The 17349-nt window shown below is 70.3% G+C and carries 15 protein-coding genes; 10 read left to right on the top strand and 5 right to left on the bottom strand.

The features are described from left to right. Nucleotides 1-43: 43 nt before the first annotated feature. The 3 genes from OHA21_RS39975 to OHA21_RS39965 all read left to right on the top strand — a co-directional run bounded on the left by OHA21_RS39975 (nt 44) and on the right by OHA21_RS39965 (nt 2391). Nucleotides 44-541 carry a cation:proton antiporter regulatory subunit gene (locus OHA21_RS39975; RefSeq protein WP_328464173.1) on the top strand — a complete coding sequence of 166 codons (498 nt, stop codon included), beginning with the start codon at nt 44-46 and terminating at the stop codon, nt 539-541. Nucleotides 542-606: 65 nt separating this feature from the next. Beyond that, on the top strand, nt 607-1758 hold the full coding sequence (locus tag OHA21_RS39970; protein WP_442875201.1) for a cation:proton antiporter: 1152 nt from the start codon (nt 607-609) through the stop codon (nt 1756-1758). A gap of 186 nt (nt 1759-1944) precedes the next feature. After that, complete coding sequence (locus OHA21_RS39965) at nt 1945-2391, top strand: hypothetical protein (RefSeq protein WP_328464169.1); 447 nt, start codon at nt 1945-1947, stop codon at nt 2389-2391. Between the two features lie 77 nt (nt 2392-2468). On the opposite strand, the gene OHA21_RS39960 is transcribed toward OHA21_RS39965, so the two are convergent. The 4 genes from OHA21_RS39960 to dnaK all read right to left on the bottom strand — a co-directional run bounded on the left by OHA21_RS39960 (nt 2469) and on the right by dnaK (nt 6680). Beyond that, nucleotides 2469-2912 carry a heat shock protein transcriptional repressor HspR gene (locus OHA21_RS39960; protein ID WP_328464167.1) on the bottom strand — a complete coding sequence of 148 codons (444 nt, stop codon included), beginning with the start codon at nt 2910-2912 and terminating at the stop codon, nt 2469-2471. A gap of 21 nt (nt 2913-2933) precedes the next feature. Continuing rightward, the gene (dnaJ, locus tag OHA21_RS39955; RefSeq protein WP_328464165.1) at nt 2934-4130 is read right to left on the bottom strand and encodes a molecular chaperone DnaJ; all 1197 of its coding nucleotides are present in this window, start codon (nt 4128-4130) and stop codon (nt 2934-2936) included. A 76-nt stretch (nt 4131-4206) separates the two neighbouring features. Beyond that, a complete protein-coding gene (gene grpE / locus OHA21_RS39950) occupies nt 4207-4818 on the bottom strand; it encodes a nucleotide exchange factor GrpE (RefSeq protein ID WP_328464163.1) in 612 nt (203 codons plus the stop codon). Then, nucleotides 4815-6680 (bottom strand): molecular chaperone DnaK, encoded by a 1866-nt coding sequence (dnaK, locus tag OHA21_RS39945; RefSeq protein ID WP_328464161.1) that lies wholly within the window; start codon nt 6678-6680, stop codon nt 4815-4817. Before dnaK ends, grpE begins: the two co-directional genes overlap by 4 nt. 360 nt (nt 6681-7040) lie before the next feature. Here dnaK and OHA21_RS39940 point away from each other — a divergent pair, with 360 nt between their 5' ends. Genes OHA21_RS39940 through OHA21_RS39930 form a run of 3 tightly spaced genes read left to right on the top strand, consistent with a single transcriptional unit; the run spans nt 7041 to nt 11707 of the window. After that, nucleotides 7041-8810, top strand: coding sequence for an ABC transporter (locus OHA21_RS39940; protein WP_328464159.1), 1770 nt, complete (start codon nt 7041-7043; stop codon nt 8808-8810). Continuing rightward, a complete protein-coding gene (locus OHA21_RS39935; RefSeq protein WP_328464157.1) occupies nt 8807-10486 on the top strand; it encodes a GTPase family protein in 1680 nt (559 codons plus the stop codon). Before OHA21_RS39940 ends, OHA21_RS39935 begins: the two co-directional genes overlap by 4 nt. 33 nt (nt 10487-10519) lie before the next feature. Beyond that, entirely contained in the window at nt 10520-11707 is a 1188-nt protein-coding gene (locus tag OHA21_RS39930; RefSeq protein ID WP_328464155.1) for a hypothetical protein, read from the top strand. A 60-nt stretch (nt 11708-11767) separates the two neighbouring features. Here OHA21_RS39930 and OHA21_RS39925 read toward each other — a convergent pair whose 3' ends face one another. Next, nucleotides 11768-12805: a hypothetical protein gene (locus OHA21_RS39925; RefSeq protein WP_328464153.1), complete on the bottom strand. Its 1038-nt coding sequence runs from the start codon at nt 12803-12805 to the stop codon at nt 11768-11770. A gap of 395 nt (nt 12806-13200) precedes the next feature. On the opposite strand from OHA21_RS39925, the gene pdhA reads away from it, so the two are divergent. The 4 genes from pdhA to OHA21_RS39905 all read left to right on the top strand — a co-directional run bounded on the left by pdhA (nt 13201) and on the right by OHA21_RS39905 (nt 17079). Continuing rightward, entirely contained in the window at nt 13201-14340 is a 1140-nt protein-coding gene (gene pdhA, locus OHA21_RS39920) for a pyruvate dehydrogenase (acetyl-transferring) E1 component subunit alpha (protein ID WP_328464151.1), read from the top strand. Then, nucleotides 14340-15329, top strand: coding sequence for an alpha-ketoacid dehydrogenase subunit beta (locus tag OHA21_RS39915; protein WP_328464149.1), 990 nt, complete (start codon nt 14340-14342; stop codon nt 15327-15329). Before pdhA ends, OHA21_RS39915 begins: the two co-directional genes overlap by 1 nt. A 5-nt stretch (nt 15330-15334) precedes the next feature. Next, nucleotides 15335-16741, top strand: coding sequence for a dihydrolipoamide acetyltransferase family protein (locus OHA21_RS39910; RefSeq protein WP_328464147.1), 1407 nt, complete (start codon nt 15335-15337; stop codon nt 16739-16741). A gap of 200 nt (nt 16742-16941) precedes the next feature. Next, nucleotides 16942-17079: a hypothetical protein gene (locus OHA21_RS39905; protein ID WP_328464145.1), complete on the top strand. Its 138-nt coding sequence runs from the start codon at nt 16942-16944 to the stop codon at nt 17077-17079. Nucleotides 17080-17349: the final 270 nt, after the last annotated feature.

The following is a 17349-nucleotide window of genomic DNA, read 5'->3' as shown; positions in this document are numbered from 1 at the left end:
CTCGTGGCACGAAACGGCTGATCTGCGGGTTAACGTTGGCGTCGTGCGCGTACGGGTGGAACAGACTCCGCTGCCGGGAATCGGCGTCCGCCATGACCTGGTGACCTCTTCCGGGCGGACGGTCGGGGTGGTCTCGCACCGCAACGGCCGCCGCGACCTGGTCCTGTACGACGTGGACGATCCCGACGCGAGTCTGGCCTCGATCCCGCTCACCGACGACGAGGCCGAAGCCTTGGCGGACGTCCTCGGCGCGTCCCTGATGCTCGGTCAGCTCGCCGGCCTCCGGCAGCAGGCGGCCGGTCTGCTCACCGAGCAGATCGCCCTGCCCGCCGGTTCCCCGTTCGTGGGCCGCAAGCTGGGCGACACCCGGACGCGCAGCCGGACGGGCGCCTCCATCGTGGCCGTGCTGCGCGATCGGGAGGTGATCGCGTCACCGGGTCCCGCCTTCAAGTTCGAGGCGAACGACGTGGTGGTGGCGGTCGGCACCCGCAAGGGCCTGGACGGCGTCACCGCCATCCTGGCCGGCGACGACGACGGCTGAGCGCCGTGCAGCACCACACGACGATCCTGCTCATCGAGATCGGCGCGCTCCTGTTCGGCCTCGGCATGCTCGGTCGCCTGGGCCGCCGCGTCGGTCTGTCCCCGATCCCGCTCTATCTGCTGGCCGGCCTGGCATTCGGGCACGGTGGGTTGATCCCGCTCTCGGCGAGCGAGGAGTTCATCGCCATCGGCGCCCAGATCGGTGTGATCCTGCTGCTGGTCATGCTGGGCCTGGAGTACTCCGCCGACGAACTGGTCGGCAACCTGCGCTCGGCCGCACCGGCCGGGCTGATCGACATGCTGCTGAACGCGATACCCGGCGCCGCGTTCGCGTTACTGCTCGGCTGGGACTGGAAGGCCGCCCTGGTCCTGGCCGGCATCACCTGGGTCTCCTCCTCCGGCGTGATCGCCAAGGTGCTGGGCGACCTGGGCCGGGTGGGTAACCGGGAAACCCCGGTCATCCTGTCCGTGCTGGTCATCGAGGACCTGGCGATGGCCTTCTACCTGCCGATCGCCACCGCGGTGCTGGCCGGTTCCGGGCTGATCCCGGGCCTCAGCACGCTGGGGGTCGCGGTGGTCACGGTGATCGCGGTCCTGGTCGTGGCGATCCGGTACGGCGGTGAGATCAGCCGGTTCATGTCGGTGAAGGACCCCGAGGCCCTCCTGCTCAGCGTCCTGGGCCTGACCATCTTCATCGCCGGCGTGGCCGGCGAGCTCAAGGTCTCCGAGGCGGTCGGCGCCTTCCTCGTCGGCATCGCCCTGTCCGGCCCGGTGGCACACCACGCCACACAGATGCTCTCTCCGCTGCGGGACCTGTTCGCCGCGGTGTTCTTCGTCTTCTTCGGTCTGTCCACCGATCCGGCCGCCATGCCCCCGGTGCTGTTGCCCGCCCTCGGCCTGGCCGTACTGACCATGCTCACCAAGGTGGTGACCGGCTATCTGGCCGCTCGCCGGGTGGGCATCGCCCTGCCCGGTCGGCTGCGTGCCGGTCTGGCTCTGATGCCCCGGGGCGAGTTCTCGGTGGTGATCGCCGGCCTGGCGGTCGTCTACGGGGTGGATCCCCGACTGGCCCCGCTCGCCACGGCGTACGTGTTGATCACCGTGGTGACCGGTCCGATGCTGGCACGACTGCCCGACTACCGATGGTTCAAGGAACTCGTGCGACGCCGGATGGCAGCCCAGCAGGCAGCCGCGAAACCGCTGCCTACCACGGAGTGACCTGCGTCTCCATAGAAGAAGCCTAAAGTTACTGTCCAGTATCTGAATGTGAGGCCTTGACGCTTCCCTACGAACACTCAGCGCGCTACCGTTGCGCGGCGACGACTCAGAGTATTGGGATGTTCGACACTGCGACCGGCGTTAGGAGCCGGGCGCAAGCTGTGAACGGTGGAGTGAGGCGGCTGCGTGAGCGTGCGAGAAGCGACATTCCTCGGATTCGGCAATCCCGTGGATCCCCGGCCGGATGAGCTGCAGTCCTGGGCATACAACCCCGAATCGGTCCCCCTGCACACGATGCCGAAGAACTGGGACCTGTTGATCGCCGGCGATGTCCTGGGCCCGACGCTGTTCGAGCTGGCCATGGACCGGCAGTGCCCGGCGCGGCGTTTCGCGCAGCACTGCATGTACATCTACGCCGCCGACGGCGTGCGCCAGAACGCGAGCAGCCAGCGCAAGCGCCGGCTCAAGAAGTTCGTGGAGCGCGCCGAGGAGGTCGGCGACGAGCCGATGCAGATCTGGGCGCACAACTGCCGGGTCCTCCTGACCCGGCCGGAACTTTACGATCACCACGACTGGATGGAGGGCGGCCTGGTCCGCCACCCGCGGCGGCTCGGTCTCTTCAACCGACGCTGACCACGCTGGGTGTCCAGACGGTCACTACGAGTTGTAACGGCGGCCCTTCCCGAGAGAGGGCCGCCGTTACTTTTTGTCTACTTGTCCGGAGAGCGGCGCGGCCGCCAGACGACCAATGCCGTCGAGTGGGTCTCCTGGCGCACCAGGTCGCGTCCGGCGTACGGATTGCGCATCGCTTCCATCTGGGCCATCCGTGAGTACGCCTCGTCGAGCTGATGCTCCAGCTCGGCCACCCGCTGCTGCAGGTCGCCGACCAGCTGCTCCAGGCCGATGATGCGCTTGATGCCGGCCAGGTTGACGCCGTCCTCCTGGCTGAGCCGCTGCACCTCCCGGAGCAGCGCGACGTCGCGCTCGCTGTACCGCCGGCCGCCACCACCGGCCCGGCCCGGCTGCACCAGTCCGAGCCGGTCGTACTGCCGGAGAGTCTGCGGGTGCATCCCGGCCAACCGGGCTGCCACCGAGATGATCAGGACCTTCGCGTCGGAGGCCTGTTCCACCGAGATGCTGATCTCTTCATACATGTGCCACCTCCCCAGATGGTCCTAACCAGCGGCTTTGCGCACCCGCGCCTCGAGCCGGTCCCGCGCCGGCGGCGGGGTGAGCTTCGCGAACTTCTCCAACGCGTCCCGGGCCTCGCCGGTCACGCCGGCCGGGATCTGTACCTCGACGGTGACGATCAGGTCACCCGCCTGCCCCTCCTTGCGGACCACACCCTTGCCCCGGGCCCGCAGTTTGCGGCCGCTCGGCGTACCCGGTGGGACCCGCAGCGTGACCGGGCTGTCCAGGGTGGGCACCCGCAGGTCGGCGCCGAGCACCGCCTCGGCCATGCTGATCGGCACGGTCAGCGTGAGGTCGTCGCCGCTGCGCCCGAAGAGGTCGTCGGGCCGCACCTTGACCTGCACGTACAGGTCGCCGGCCGGTCCGCCGCGGTCGCCCGGCTCGCCCCGGCCGCTGAGCCGGATCCGCTGGCCGTCGGCCACCCCGGCCGGGAAACGCACGTTGATCGTCCGGGTCTTGGTGACCCCGCCGGTGCCCCGGCACTCCGGGCACTTCTCGTCCACGATGCTGCCGGAGCCCTGGCAGTCCCGGCACGGCTCGGAGAAGCTGAACGAGCCCTGGTTGCTGGAGATCAGGCCGGTGCCCTGGCATTTCGCGCAGGCCCGCGGGGTGGTTCCCGGCTTGGCGCCGGAACCCCGGCAGGTGTCACAGGCACCGGGGGTCCGCAGGGTGAGCGGCAGGGTGGTGCCGCGTACCGCCTGGGCGAAGTCCAGCGTCACCTCGGTCTCGACGTCGCGGCCGCGCTGCGGTCCGCGTCGCGTCGCCGGCCCGGCTCCCCCGCCACCACCGGAGAAGATCGAGCTGAAGATGTCGGAGAAGCCGCTGCCGCCGAACCGGCGGTCGGCGCCCGCGGCGCCGCCCGCCCCGGAGAACCCGCCGAACAGGTCCGACGGGTCGAACTGGGCGCCCCCACCGGTACGCGCGCCACGACGGAACGCGCCCGAGCCGAAGAGCGAGCGCATCTCGTCGTACTCTTTGCGCTTCTTGTCGTCGGCGAGCACGTCGTAGGCCTCGGACGCCGCCTTGAACTTCTCCTCCGCCTCCTTGTTGCCAGGGTTGCGGTCGGGATGCAGGTCCCGGGCGAGCTTCCGGTACGCCTTCTTGATCTCGTCGGGTGAGGCGGACTTGGTCACGCCCAGCACGGCGTAGAAGTCCTTCTCGAGCCAGTCCTTCGAGCTCATTCAGTCCACCTCCTCCTCGACTGTGGGTACTGTCCCGCCCGCCGGCGAACCGGCGGGCGGGACATGATCACCAGATTCACTCCGGATCGGCGACCGCGACCATCGCCGGGCGCAGCAGCCGCTCGCCCAGCGTGTAGCCGCGACGCATCACCTCGACGCAGGTCGGCTCGGTGACGTCCGCGGACGTCTGGTGCGCGACCGCCTCATGCCGATTCGGGTCGAAGGGGTCGCCCTTCTCGCCGAACGCGACCAGCCCCAGCTTCCCGGTCACCGCGGTGAGCTGTTCCGCGACCGAGGCGAACGGGCCGACCAGGTCGCCGTGCTCGCGCGCCCGGTCGATGTCGTCGAGCACCGGCAGCAGTGCGGTGAGCACCGCGCCGGTGGTCTGCTCGGCCGCCGCACCCCGGTCGCGATCCACCCGCTTGCGGTAGTTCGCATACTCCGCGGTCACCCGCTGCAGGTCGTGGGTCCGCTCGTCGAGCTCGCTCCGCAGCGCGGTGAGCTCGGCACCGAGGCCGGACTTCCCCTCGCTCACCGGGGCCTCTTCCTCCTCGTCGGGGGCGCGGTGTGCGCCGACCGGCTTCACCGGCTCCTCCTCGGAAGTCTCCTCGGACATCGAATCGATCTCTCCCTGGATGACTTCCCGCTCGGTCACCGGACCGTCGTTCTCGTCGTCCCGGGCACTCACTTCTTGTCGTCCTCCACGATCTCGGCGTCGACGACGTCGTCCCCGCCGGCGGCCGGACCAGCGCCAGGAGCGCCACCGGGCGCGCCGCCCGGCTCACCGGCGCCCGGGCCGGCCTGCGGAGCCTCGCCGCCCTGCGCGTAGAGCAGCGAACCGGCCTCCTGGGAGACCTGGGACAGCCGCTCGTGCGCCGACTTGATCTTCTCGATGTCCGTGCCGCCGAGCGCGCCACGCAGCTCGCCGAGCGCCTCGCCGATCTTGTTCTTGCTGTCCTCGGGGAGCTTGTCGCCGCTCTCCGCCAGGAACTTCTCGGTCTGCCACTGCAGCTGCTCGGCCAGGTTGCGGGTCTCCGCGTCCTCGCGGCGCTTCTTGTCCTCGTCCGCGTGGTCCTGCGCGTCGCGCATCATCCGCTCGATGTCGTCCTTCGGCAGCGCCGAGCCGCCGGTGATCGTCATCTTCTGCTCCTTGCCCGTGCCCAGGTCCTTGGCGGACACGTGCACGATGCCGTTCGCGTCGATGTCGAAGGAGACCTCGATCTGCGGCACGCCGCGCGGGGCCGGCGCGATACCGCTGAGCTCGAAGGTGCCGAGCTTCTTGTTGTACGCCGCCATCTCGCGCTCACCCTGGTAGACCTGGATCAGCACGGAGGGCTGGTTGTCGTCCGCCGTGGTGTAGACCTCGGAGCGGTGCGCCGGGATGGTGGTGTTGCGCTCCACCAGCTTGTGCATGATGCCGCCCTTGGTCTCGATGCCCAGCGACAGCGGGGTGACATCGAGCAGCAGGACGTCCTTGACCTCGCCCTTGAGCACACCGGCCTGCAGCGCGGCGCCGACGGCGACGACCTCGTCCGGGTTGACGCCCTTGTTCGGCTCGCGGCCGATCAGGTTGTTGACCAGCTCGGTGACCGCGGGCATCCGCGTCGAGCCGCCGACCAGGATGACGTGGTCGATGTCGGAGAGCTTGACGTCGGCGTCCTTGATCGCGGACTCGAACGGGCCCTTGCAGCGGTCGAGCAGGTCCTGCGTCATGCGCTGGAACTCGGCCCGGCTCAGCGAGGTGTCCAGGTGCAGCGGACCGTTCGCGCCGGCCGTGATGTACGGCAGGTTGATGCTGGTGGTGGTGGCGGCGGAGAGCTCGATCTTCGCCTTCTCCGCGGCCTCACGCAGACGCTGCAGGGCCATCTTGTCCTGGGACAGGTCGATGCCGTGCTCGCCACGGAAGGTCTTGACCAGGTGGTCGATGATCCGCTGGTCCCAGTCGTCGCCGCCCAGGTGGTTGTCACCGGAGGTCGACTTCACCTCGATGACGCCGTCACCGAGCTCGAGCAGGGAGACGTCGAAGGTGCCGCCGCCGAGGTCGAAGACCAGGACGGTCTGCTCCTTGGAGCCCTTGTCCAGCCCGTACGCCAGGGCGGCGGCGGTGGGCTCGTTCACGATCCGCAGGACGTTCAGACCCGCGATCTCGCCCGCCTCCTTGGTGGCGGTGCGCTGCGCGTCGTTGAAGTACGCCGGGACGGTGATGACCGCGTCGGTGATCTGCTCACCCAGGTAGGCCTCGGCGTCGCGCTTGAGCTTCATCAGCACCCGCGCGGAGATCTCCTGCGGGGTGTACTTCTTACCGTCGATGTCCATCGACCAGTTGGTGCCGATCTCCCGCTTCACCGAGCGAATGGTCCGGTCGGGGTTCGTCACCGCCTGACGCTTGGCGACCTCACCGACGAGCACCTCGCCGTTGCGGGCGAAGGCGACGATCGACGGTGTCGTCCGTGAGCCCTCCGCGTTGGCGATGACGGTGGGCTCGCCTCCTTCCAGAACGCTGACGCAGGAGTTCGTGGTGCCGAGGTCGATGCCGACCGCACGTGCCATGGTGTTCCTCGCTTCACTTACTACAGGGTTGAGTGGAACGGACTCAATGATGCCACGGGCGCGCACATCGTCAAATCGAAGTTGAGTCAGAGGGACGCAAGTCGGCGCCTGAGGCAGCTGGTGCCAAAATCACCTACATACCTGTCCGGTCACGGCATACCGGGACCCGTTGTCCTGGATGCATAGATCGTGCACGCTTTACGCGTGACTGGGCCAACCCCGCCGCGGAAAACCGAAGCAAAATCCGTGATGACGCACGGAGACGCGGTCGGACCGTCGGCCCTATCCGCCGTCCCCGCCGTATCGGATGAGAAAGACCAGGTCAACGTGGCCGAAAGTGGCCCATCAGAGCGTACGGGGATGGGACGGACCCGTCCGGTGAACGAGCAGAACAGTCCCCGGCCAGTGGAGCCCCCACCCGCTGTCAGCCGGCTCGCAACCGCCCTCAGCCGGCTGCGCGCCGCGCTCGGTGCTGTCTCGTATCCGTTGGTGCTGCCCTCCGCGGAGGAGGCCCGAAAGGTCGGCGCGGCCCTGCACGCCCAGGTCGACGACTACCTGCTACCCCGCCTCGCCCGGCTCGACGCCCCCCTGCTCGTAGTGGTCGGCGGCTCCACCGGGGCAGGGAAGTCGACCCTGGTCAACAGCCTGGTTCAGGCGCCGGTGAGCAGCGCCGGCGTGCTCCGCCCGACCACCCGCTCCCCGGTGCTGGTGACCCACCCGGACGACGTGGGCTGGTTCGGGCGCGGCGGCCTGCTGCCCGGCCTCACCCGGACCGGCGAGCCGAGCACCGATCCGAACGCGCTCCAGGTCGTGCCCGCCCCGACCATCGGTCCCGGTCTGGCCCTGCTCGACGCACCGGACGTCGACTCGGTGGTGGACCACAACCGCAAGCTCGCGGCGCAACTGCTGGCCGCTGCGGACCTGTGGCTCTTCGTCACCACCGCGGCGCGGTACGCGGACGCCGTCCCCTGGGAACTGCTCAAGACGGCCCGGCTCCGCGGCACCGTGATCGCGCTCGTGCTGGACCGGGTGCCGGTCGACGCGGCCGCCGAGGTCTCCGCGCATCTCGGCGAGATGCTCACCGCGCACGACCTCGGCGCCGCGCCGCTCTTCGTGCTGCCGGAGACCGAGCTGGACGATCGTGGGCTGCTGCCGGACGCGGCGATCGGGCCGATGCGGCTGTGGTTCGCCAAGCTCGCGGTGGACGCGAACGCCCGCTCGGCGGTGGTCCGGCAGACGCTGGACGGTGCGCTCGGCGCGCTCGCGCCCGCACTGAACGGGCTGGCCGACGCCGCCGACGAGCAGATCCGCACGGCACAGCACCTGGACGAGCGGGTCGAGGCGGCGTACCGGAACGCTCGGCGGACCACCGAGGAGGGCTTGCAGGACGGCCGGCTGCTCCGCGGTGAGGTGCTGGCCCGCTGGCAGGAGTTCATCGGCACCGGCGAGTTCCTGCGCAGCCTGGAGTCGCGGGTGGGGCACCTGCGGGACCGGTTGGTGGCCGCGCTCATCGGCCGGCCGGCTCCGGGTCGCAACCTTCAGATCGCGATGGAGTCCCAGCTGGTCACACTGCTGCGCGGGGTCGCGGCGGACGCGGCCGAGCAGGCGTACTCGGCTTGGCACGCGCACCCGGCCGGCGCCGGTCTGCTGCTCCCCGACCTGCAGCATGCCTCCGCCGACCTGCCGCAACGCGCCGACCGGCTGGTCCGCGACTGGCAGCAGTGGGTGCTCGACCTGGTCCGGCGGGAAGCCGCGGACAAGCGGACCGTCGCACGCGGCGCGGCGTACGCGGTGAACGGCGCCGGGCTCGCGGTCATGATCGCCGTGTTCACCACCACCGCGTTCATCCCGACCGGCCTGGAGGTCGCGGCCGGCGCCGGTAGCGCGGTCGCCGCGCAGAAGGTGCTCGAGGCGGTCTTCGGGGACCAGGCGATCCGGACCCTCGCCGCGCGGGCCCGGACCGAGTTGCTCGCCCGGGTGGACGAGCTGCTCGAGACCGAGGCCGCCCGGTTCACCGAGCGGACCAGCACGGTACGCCTTGAGGTGGAGCCGGGTGGTCTGCTGCGCCAGGCCGCCGGTGAGGTCGAGACAGCTCGGAAGGAACTTGCGTTGACCGGATCGGGGTCATGAGTCTGGTGGAGAAGGCCTTGTCCGCTGTCGGAGACCAGGACCGGGTGGACGCCGGCGACCTGACGCGACGGCTCGAAGCACTGTCCCGTTTCCTGCGTGCGGTCGGGCCGTACCTGCCGGACAGCGAGCTGGTCGCCGCGCACACCCTGGTGGAGCGGGCCGGCAACCGGCTGTCGCTGTCCCTGGAGCACACCGTGGTGGCGCTCGCCGGCAGTACCGGCAGTGGCAAGTCGAGCCTGTTCAACGCGCTCGCGCGGTTCAAGCTCTCCCAGGTGGGGGTGCGGCGGCCCACGACGGGCACCGCGCACGCCTGCGTGTGGGGTCCGCTGGAACCGGCAAACCGGCTGCTGGACTGGGTCGGGGTGCTGCCGCGGCAGCGGTTCGTCCGGGAGAGCGCGCTGGACGGCGACGACGAGGCGGCGCTGCGCGGGCTGGTTCTGCTCGACCTGCCGGACTTCGACTCGGTGGAACGCACGCACCGGCTCGAGGTGGACCGGCTGCTCGGCCTGGTCGACCAGATCGTCTGGGTGGTCGACCCGCAGAAGTACGGCGACCGGATCCTGCACCAGGCGTACCTGTCGCAGTTCAGCGCGCACGCCGGGGTGACCATCGTGGTGCTGAACCAGGCCGACCGGCTCAGCCCCGGCGACACCGAGGTGGTCCTCAACGACCTGACCCGGCTGCTCGACGAGGACGGCCTGTCCGGCACGCCGGTGCTGGCCACCTCGGCGAAACAGCCGGGGATGCTCAGCGACCTGCGGGACTCGCTGGAGAAGACGGTCGCCGACCGGCAGGCCGCGCTGCGCCGGCTCGCCGCCGATCTGGACTCGGTCAGTGAGGAGCTGGCCGCCATGATCGGGCCGCCGGCCGCCGAGGACGAGGTTGACCGTACGACGGTCCGGCAGCTCGCCGACTCGCTCGCAGCCTCGGCCGGGGTGCCCGCGGTCGCCGATGCCACGGCGGGGGCGTACCGGCACCGGGCCGCGGCGGCGACCGGGTGGCCGCTGGTGCGGGGACTGCGCCGGCTGCGGCCCGACCCGTTGCGCCGCCTGCACCTGGGCGAGAAGACGGAGACCGATGCGGTGTCCACGGACATCGTTCCGCGTACGTCGGTGCCGGCTGCCGATGCCGCGCAGAAGTCGGCGGTGGGCCTGTCGGTCCGTGCGGTCGCCACCCGGGCCGCGGCGCCGCTGCCGGAGATCTGGACACCGGCGATCAACACGGCCGCCCGGTCGCGGTCCGACGACCTGCCGGACGCGCTGGACCGGGCGGTCGCCAAGACCGATCTCGGGATGGATCGCCGACCACTCTGGTGGCGGGCGGTCGGTCTGCTGCAATGGCTTTTCGTCGCCGCGGCGGGGGCCGGTCTGGCCGCGTTGATCGTGGGGTACGCGCTGCGCGCCCTCGGCCTGCCCGAGATCGATTACCCCGAGGTCGGCGCGGTTTCGCTGCCCACTCTGCTGCTCCTCGGCGGGCTCCTGGCCGGCCTGTTGCTCTGGCTGCTGCTGAAACCGCTCGTCGAGGCGGGTGCCCGGCGGGCCCGGCGGCGGGCCGAGCAACGGCTGCGGGCGGCGATCACCGAGGTGGGCCGTGGGTATGTGGTCTCGCCGGTCCGTGACGTGCTGAACGCGTACGCCCAGGCGAGGGAAGCCCTCGGCGTGGTGCGTTCGGAGTAGGTCGAGGCGGTGCCGCGGGCGTACGCTCGCGGCATGCCGGCATCCCCGACCGCGTACGAGGCAGTGCTGCACGCGGCCCGCGACGTCACCAAGCTGGGCTGTGCCCTCGACGCCGAGATGCTGGGCGCCGCGCTGCTCGGCAGTGTGTACTCGGTCGCGTCCGAGGACCGCGCCGAGGCCGTCCGTGACTTCGTCGGCCGCTTCCTGACCGCAACCGACCGGCCCGGCACGCCCGAGGCGGCCACCATCCGGGAGGTCTTCGCCGCGCTGGTCCCGGATGCCGACGGCGCGTCCGAGGTGGGCCACGACCCGCAGTCGCCGTCCTGGGTCAGCCAGTTGGGGCGGGTCCGGCCGACCGGCTGCTTCGCCTACGGCGACGTGTACGGCGACCAGACCTCCTACCTCGTCACGTTCGCCTACGACGACACAGTGGACGGCGGCCCGGAGCACGCGGTGGTGGCCCTGGTCGACCACAACATCGGCATCACCAAGGACGTCTTCGTCGCCGCCTCCGCCGGTGTCCTGCTGAAGCAGGTCCGCGCGATCTGTGCCGGCGACGAGCTGATCTGGTTCCGCACCGAGGACCCCGGCCGGCTGCGCGACGAGGTGGGCCGGCACCTGGAGGTCACCGACGAGCTCGGGGATCTGCCCGCGGACGGGTCGCTGGCCACCGATCGGGCGCTCGCCGCCGCCCGCCTGGCGCTGCTGCCGGCGGTCACCACCCCGCCGCTGACCGAGCCGGCCGGACCGGACGCCGCGGATCTGACCCGCGACTTCCTGGCCGCGCCGGAGGCGACCCGGTTCGGGCTGGCCGGGGAGGACGACGCCTCGCTCAGCTTCTGCCTCAGCCTGATCATGGATCACGCGGCCACCCTGCCGGGCGCCGATCTGCTGCGCTGGAGCCCGACGGTCGCCGGGCTGTTCCTGCTGGACTGGGTGCATCGGCGGGCGGTGCTGGACATGGACGACGCCGCCATGCTGCCACGGGTGGTGCGGGCCTGGTCGGCGTACGCGACACGTCGTCGTGGCCTACCGGAGGCCGCCGTCGCCGAGACCGAGGCCGCGGTGGAGGAGCTGATCCCGGAGTTCGCCCGGCTGTACACGACCGGCGAGCGGCGCAGCGCGGCCACGGCCGCCGTCGCCCAGTTGATCGCCGAGGGCGTCGACCCCAACGACAACGCCGCGATCGACGCCTGGCTGGAAGCCAACCGCGACGACTGACCGGGCCGCGGCTCAGACGCCTGGCTGGAAGCCGACCGCGACGACTGACCGGGCCGCGGCTCAGCGGGGGTCGGCGTGGTGCCGGCCGACGCGGGAGCTGCGGTTTCCCTCGTCGTTCTCGGCCCGGTGCTGACCGCGATAGGGCCGGTTGGTGGTGCGGTGCTCCTCGGAGCGCGGCTCGGACATCGAGCGGCGGATGTTGCCGCCACCGGACGCGTAGCTCTGCTCGAGGATGCGGGCGGCTCGGATGTTGTGCGGGCGTTCGGTCACTGCTGACCTCCGGCTGTGTGGTTTGTGGAGGGCGCCGTCGAGCGTGGTGACGGCCGCCCGTCGGCGGGACCAGGGCTCCGAGACCGCGACGTCCTCGCAGGGGCGGCGCCGTCCGGGATGCGGATCGTCGGGTTCGTCGGGTTCATCCGGCTCACCGTGCCGGCCGGACGGATGGTCGTCCTCATCGGACGGCACTTCCGGCAGGTCAGGGATCGTCGGCAGGTCGGCGGGCGGCTTCGGCCGTGACACATCGACGTCCTCCGGCACGACCGGCAGACCCGGTACGACCGGCAGACCCGGCACTTTCTGCCGATCTGGCACGGTCGGCCGATCTGGCACTACCGGCCGACGCGGCGACTTCGCCGGCTCGGAGCGACCACCCGTGGAACGCGTCTTGATCTTTTTACCATTAGTCGAGTTTGCCCGTTTTTTCGGCACTGAAACCGAACGCGGGCGCCACCTTTTCGGCTCGGACAACTTCGGTGCGCCATCCGCGTACCCCTCTGAATGATCTTTATCTGTCGCGTCGGGCCGGCCGGAGGGTGACGGAGAAACCGAGGGTGAGGGCCGGATCGGGCCGATGACCGGCGGCGGAAGAAACGGTGCGTCCATCGCGCCGGGCCCCTCCCGGCCGTTGATCTCGTTGGAGCCGGCGGTGATCACGGCGAGGGTGGGCACCGAGGCCAGACCCACCAGCAGCGCGACCATGAGCACGTAACGGCGGGTCGGCCCGGAGAAGCCCAGATCTTCGCGGTACACCCCGTTCAGGCGCTTGCGAAGCACCTTCAGAGGCGGCACGAGACCGTCGTCATCGGGCGGGTACGGCACGCGGGACTCCCCAAAGAAAGGTCAACTCGGATCCGTCTCGGTCGAAGAGGTGAACGACGCATTGGCGGATCGGCAGCGGCGCAGCCGGACCGTTCGCGCCCTCGTGTGTGCATAAAACAGCTAAATCGGACAAATACCCTTAACGATGCGTCGACAGAAATCTGTTTTCGTGATCCACGCAGTCTGTAATCACGGTCACTCCCTCTGTCAGGATGGGTTCGACGGCACCGCCGCCGTCGCCTTCCGCCAACCAGCGGGGCACGGCGGGCCGTCCCGGCGAGAGCCGGTGTAAACCGCGCGGCAACCCCACCCGGGCCAGGCGCGGCAACCCCGCGGTTCAGCCGCGCGGCCGGGAGACACCCGCCGCGGGCGAAGAGACGAATCAGGAGACACGGATGGCGAAAGGCGAAAGCGGTGCCGGGAGTGACGTTCCGGCCGGCGGCTTCGTCCAACTGCTGACCCCCGACGGAGACCACGTCGACAGCGTCACCACCGCTGACGGCACGACGTACTCGGTCGACTTCACGGACGAGGAATACCGGGGTCTGTACCGGGACATGGTGACCGTCCGGCGTCTGGACGCCGAGGCCACCGCGTTGCAGCGGCAGGGCGAGCTCGGCATCTGGGCCAGCCTGCTGGGCCAGGAGGCGGCGCAGGTCGGCTCCGGCCGCGCGCTGCGGACACAGGACATGGCCTTCCCGACCTACCGGGAGCACGGCGTCCTCTACTGCCGCGGCATCGACCCGATCATGCCGTTCGGCCTGTTCCGCGGCGTCGACCAGGGCGCCTGGGATCCGAACGAATTCAAGGTCAACATGTACACGATCGTGATCGGGGCGCAGACCCTGCACGCGACCGGGTACGCGATGGGCGTCAACATGGACGGCAGGACCGGCTCCGACGACGGCGAGGCAGTGATCGCCTACTTCGGTGACGGCGCGTCCTCGCAGGGCGACGTGAACGAGGCCTTCATCTGGTCCGCCGTCTTCAACGCCCCGCTCGTGTTCTTCTGCCAGAACAACCAGTACGCGATCTCCGAGCCACTGGAGCGGCAGACCCGGATCCCGCTCTACCAGCGGGCGGCCGGCTTCGGCTTCCCCGGCGTCCGGGTGGACGGCAACGACGTCCTCGCGTCGTACGCGGTGACCCGCCACGCGCTGGACCGCGCCCGCAACGGCGAGGGACCGACCCTGGTCGAGGCCTACACCTACCGGATGGGCGCGCACACCACGACCGACGACCCCACGCGGTACCGGATCGCCAGCGAGGTCGAGTCGTGGAAGGCCAAGGACCCGATCGCCCGGCTCCGCGCGTTCCTCGGCAAGCAGACCATCGCCGACGAGTCGTTCTTCGCCGAGGTCGACGCCCAGGCCAACGAGGTGGCCCTCAACCTGCGCGAGCGGGTGCTCGAGATGCCCGACCCGAAACCGCTGAGCCTCTTCGACAACGTCTATCCCAACGGCTCCCCCCATCTGGAGGCGCAACGCGACGGCATGGCGAAGTACCTGGACTCGTTCGAGGGGAGCGCACACTGATGGCCACCGAGACCCTGACCATGGGCAAGGCGCTCAACCGCGGCCTGCGCCGCGCCCTCGAGGACGACGCGAAGGTCGTCATCATGGGCGAGGACGTCGGCAAGCTGGGCGGCGTCTTCCGGATCACCGACGGCCTGCAGAAGGACTTCGGCGAGAACCGGGTGATCGACACGCCGCTCGCCGAGTCGGGCATCATCGGCACCGCGGTCGGCCTGGCCATCCGCGGATACCGGCCGGTCTGCGAGATCCAGTTCGACGGCTTCGTCTACCCCGCCTACGACCAGATCGTGTCGCAGGTCGCCAAGATGCACTACCGCTCGCAGGGCCGGCTGACGATCCCGATGGTCATCCGCATCCCGTTCGGCGGGGGCATCGGCGCGGTCGAGCACCACTCCGAGTCGCCCGAGGCCTACTTCGCGCACACCGCCGGCCTCAAGGTGGTGGCGTGCAGCTCGCCGCAGGACGCGTACACGATGATCCGGCAGGCGATCGCCTCGGACGACCCGGTCGTGTTCTTCGAACCGAAGCGGCGCTACCACGAGAAGGGCGAGGTCGAGCTGGACACGCCGCTGTCCGCGGCCGAGCCGCTGCACGCCAGCCGGGTGGTCCGGCCGGGCACGGACGCGACGATCCTGGCGTACGGGCCGATGGTCCGGACCGCCGTGGAAGCGGCTCAGGCGGCCACCGAGGACGGACGGAATCTGGAGGTCATCGACCTGCGGACGCTGTCGCCGCTGGATTTGGCGCCGGTCTTCGAGTCGGTCCGGCGTACCGGTCGGGCCGTGGTCGTGCACGAGGCGCCGGGCAACCTGGGCCTGGGCGCGGAGATCGCCGCGCGGGTGACCGAGGAGTGTTTCTACTCGCTCGAGGCGCCGGTGCTGCGGGTGACCGGTTACGACACGCCGTACCCGGCTGCCCGCGTCGAGGAGGAATACCTTCCTGATCTCGACCGGGTGCTGGACGCCGTCGACCGCGCCTTCGGCTGGTGACGCCGATGTCCCGGATCAAGGTGTTCAACCTGCCCGACCTCGCCGAGGGACTCACCGAGGGTGAGGTTCTGGCCTGGCTGGTGAAGGTCGGCGACACCGTCGAGCTGAACCAGCCCATCGTCGAGGTGGAGACCGCCAAGTCGGCGGTGGAGCTCCCGGCCAAGTGGGCCGGCGTGGTCACCCAGATCCACGCCGAGGCCGGAACCGTGGTCGAGGTCGGCAAACCGCTGTTCACGATCGACACCGACCCGGGCGCGGGCCCTCTGCCGCCCTCCGAGGACTCCCTCACGGCGGTGACGACGGCCGCCCCCGAGGAGCCGGTCGAGCCCGGCGTCATCGGCGGGCCGGCGCCCGGCGGGCGCACGGCAGTGCTGGTCGGTTACGGTCCGCGCACCACCAGCGCCAAGAGAAGACCCCGCATCGGTACGCCTACGCCTTCCGCCGCCACCGGTGCAACGGCCGAGCCCGTCACCCCGGCGCCCGAGCCCCCGGCCCCGGTCGTCGCGACGCCTTCCGCCACCGCGCCGGTCACCACCCGGTCCGGTCCGGTGCTAGCCAAGCCGCCGGTCCGCAAGCTGGCCCGGGATCTCGGGGTCGACCTGACCACGGTCACCGGCACTGGGCCGCTCGGGTCGGTGACGCGTGACGACGTACAAAATGCCGTTGCCCAGCCCGCCCCGACCCCGGCCGCCGCGACTTTCGATGCCTCGCGCGAGCAGCGCATCCCGGTCAAGGGCGTGCGGAAGCTGACCGCGGAGAACATGGTCGCGTCGGCGTTCACCGCACCGCACGTCACGGAGTTCCTGACCGTGGACGTGACCCGGTCGATGAAGGCCCTCGACAAGCTGAAGGCCCGGGCGGAGTTCGCCGAGCTGCGGGTCTCCCCGCTGCTGCTGGTGGCGAAGGCGGTGCTGCTCGCGGTGCAGCGGCACCCGATGGTCAACTCGACGTGGTCCGGAGCGACGAACGAGATCGTCGTGAAGGAGTACGTGAACCTCGGCATCGCCGCGGCGACCGAGCGCGGCCTGATCGTCCCGAACGTCAAGGACGCCGGCCGGCTCACCCTGCGGGAGCTGGCCGAGGCCCTGAACACGCTGGTCAGGACGGCGAAATCGGGGAAGACCCCGCCCGCCGACATGGCCGGCGGCACCCTGTCGATCACCAACGTGGGCGTCTTCGGGGTGGACACCGGCACGCCGATCCTGCCCCCGGGCGAGTCGGCGATCCTGGCATTCGGCGCGATCCGGCCGACGCCGTGGGTGCACAAGGGCAAGATCAAGGTTCGCCAGGTGACCACGCTGGCCCTCTCCTTCGACCACCGGATCATCGATGGCGAGCTGGGGTCCAAGTTCCTGCGTGACATCGGCGCGTTCCTGACCGACCCGGAGGCGGCAATACTGTCATGGACCTAGGGTCATTCGGCTTGATCGGCGGTTGACCTTCGATCCTTAGGCAGATGACCCAGCTCACCCCCTAATAATTTGTTCAATGCCTTAGCAGAAGCGCATACTTGGGTCATCACCAGGACGTGCGCCGAAGGCGACCGCCACAAGCGGGCCGGCGACGCTCGTCATCAGACAGACCGGTGACGAGCCGGGGGGAGAGCACTGCCATGAGCATGATCGATCGGATCCGTCGGCGTCGGATGATCAGCCGGGAGAACCGGGCCATCAGCAAGGCCTGGGAGTCGGCGCCCACGCAGGCGTTGCGAGACGAGATCGCGGTCTTCGCCCAGCGGCGACCGTACTGAGTCTTCATTCGGCCCGGCGAAAGGCCGCAGTGAGGACACCGAACAACAGACGGCCCGCCCGGATCACCCGGGCGGGCCGTTTCGTGTCGGACGCCACTCGTGAAGATCGGGCACTCGTCCCTCCGGGGCGTACACCGGGATTCCTCCTGCCGCGCGCGCCCGGTACGGTTGGGCACGGTCCCCAAACCGGCACGGCCGGTCGGGGCGGGTGACCAGGGGTTCAGCGGTTACGGCCCCAGCACGGCCTGGCCGGAAAGCTGGCACGGCCTC

The organism is Actinoplanes sp. NBC_00393 (genome assembly GCF_036053395.1).
GTDB lineage: Bacteria > Actinomycetota > Actinomycetes > Mycobacteriales > Micromonosporaceae > Actinoplanes.
The sequence above is the reverse complement of the archived record's forward strand: the minus strand, read 5'-3'. Positions and strand labels throughout refer to the sequence as shown.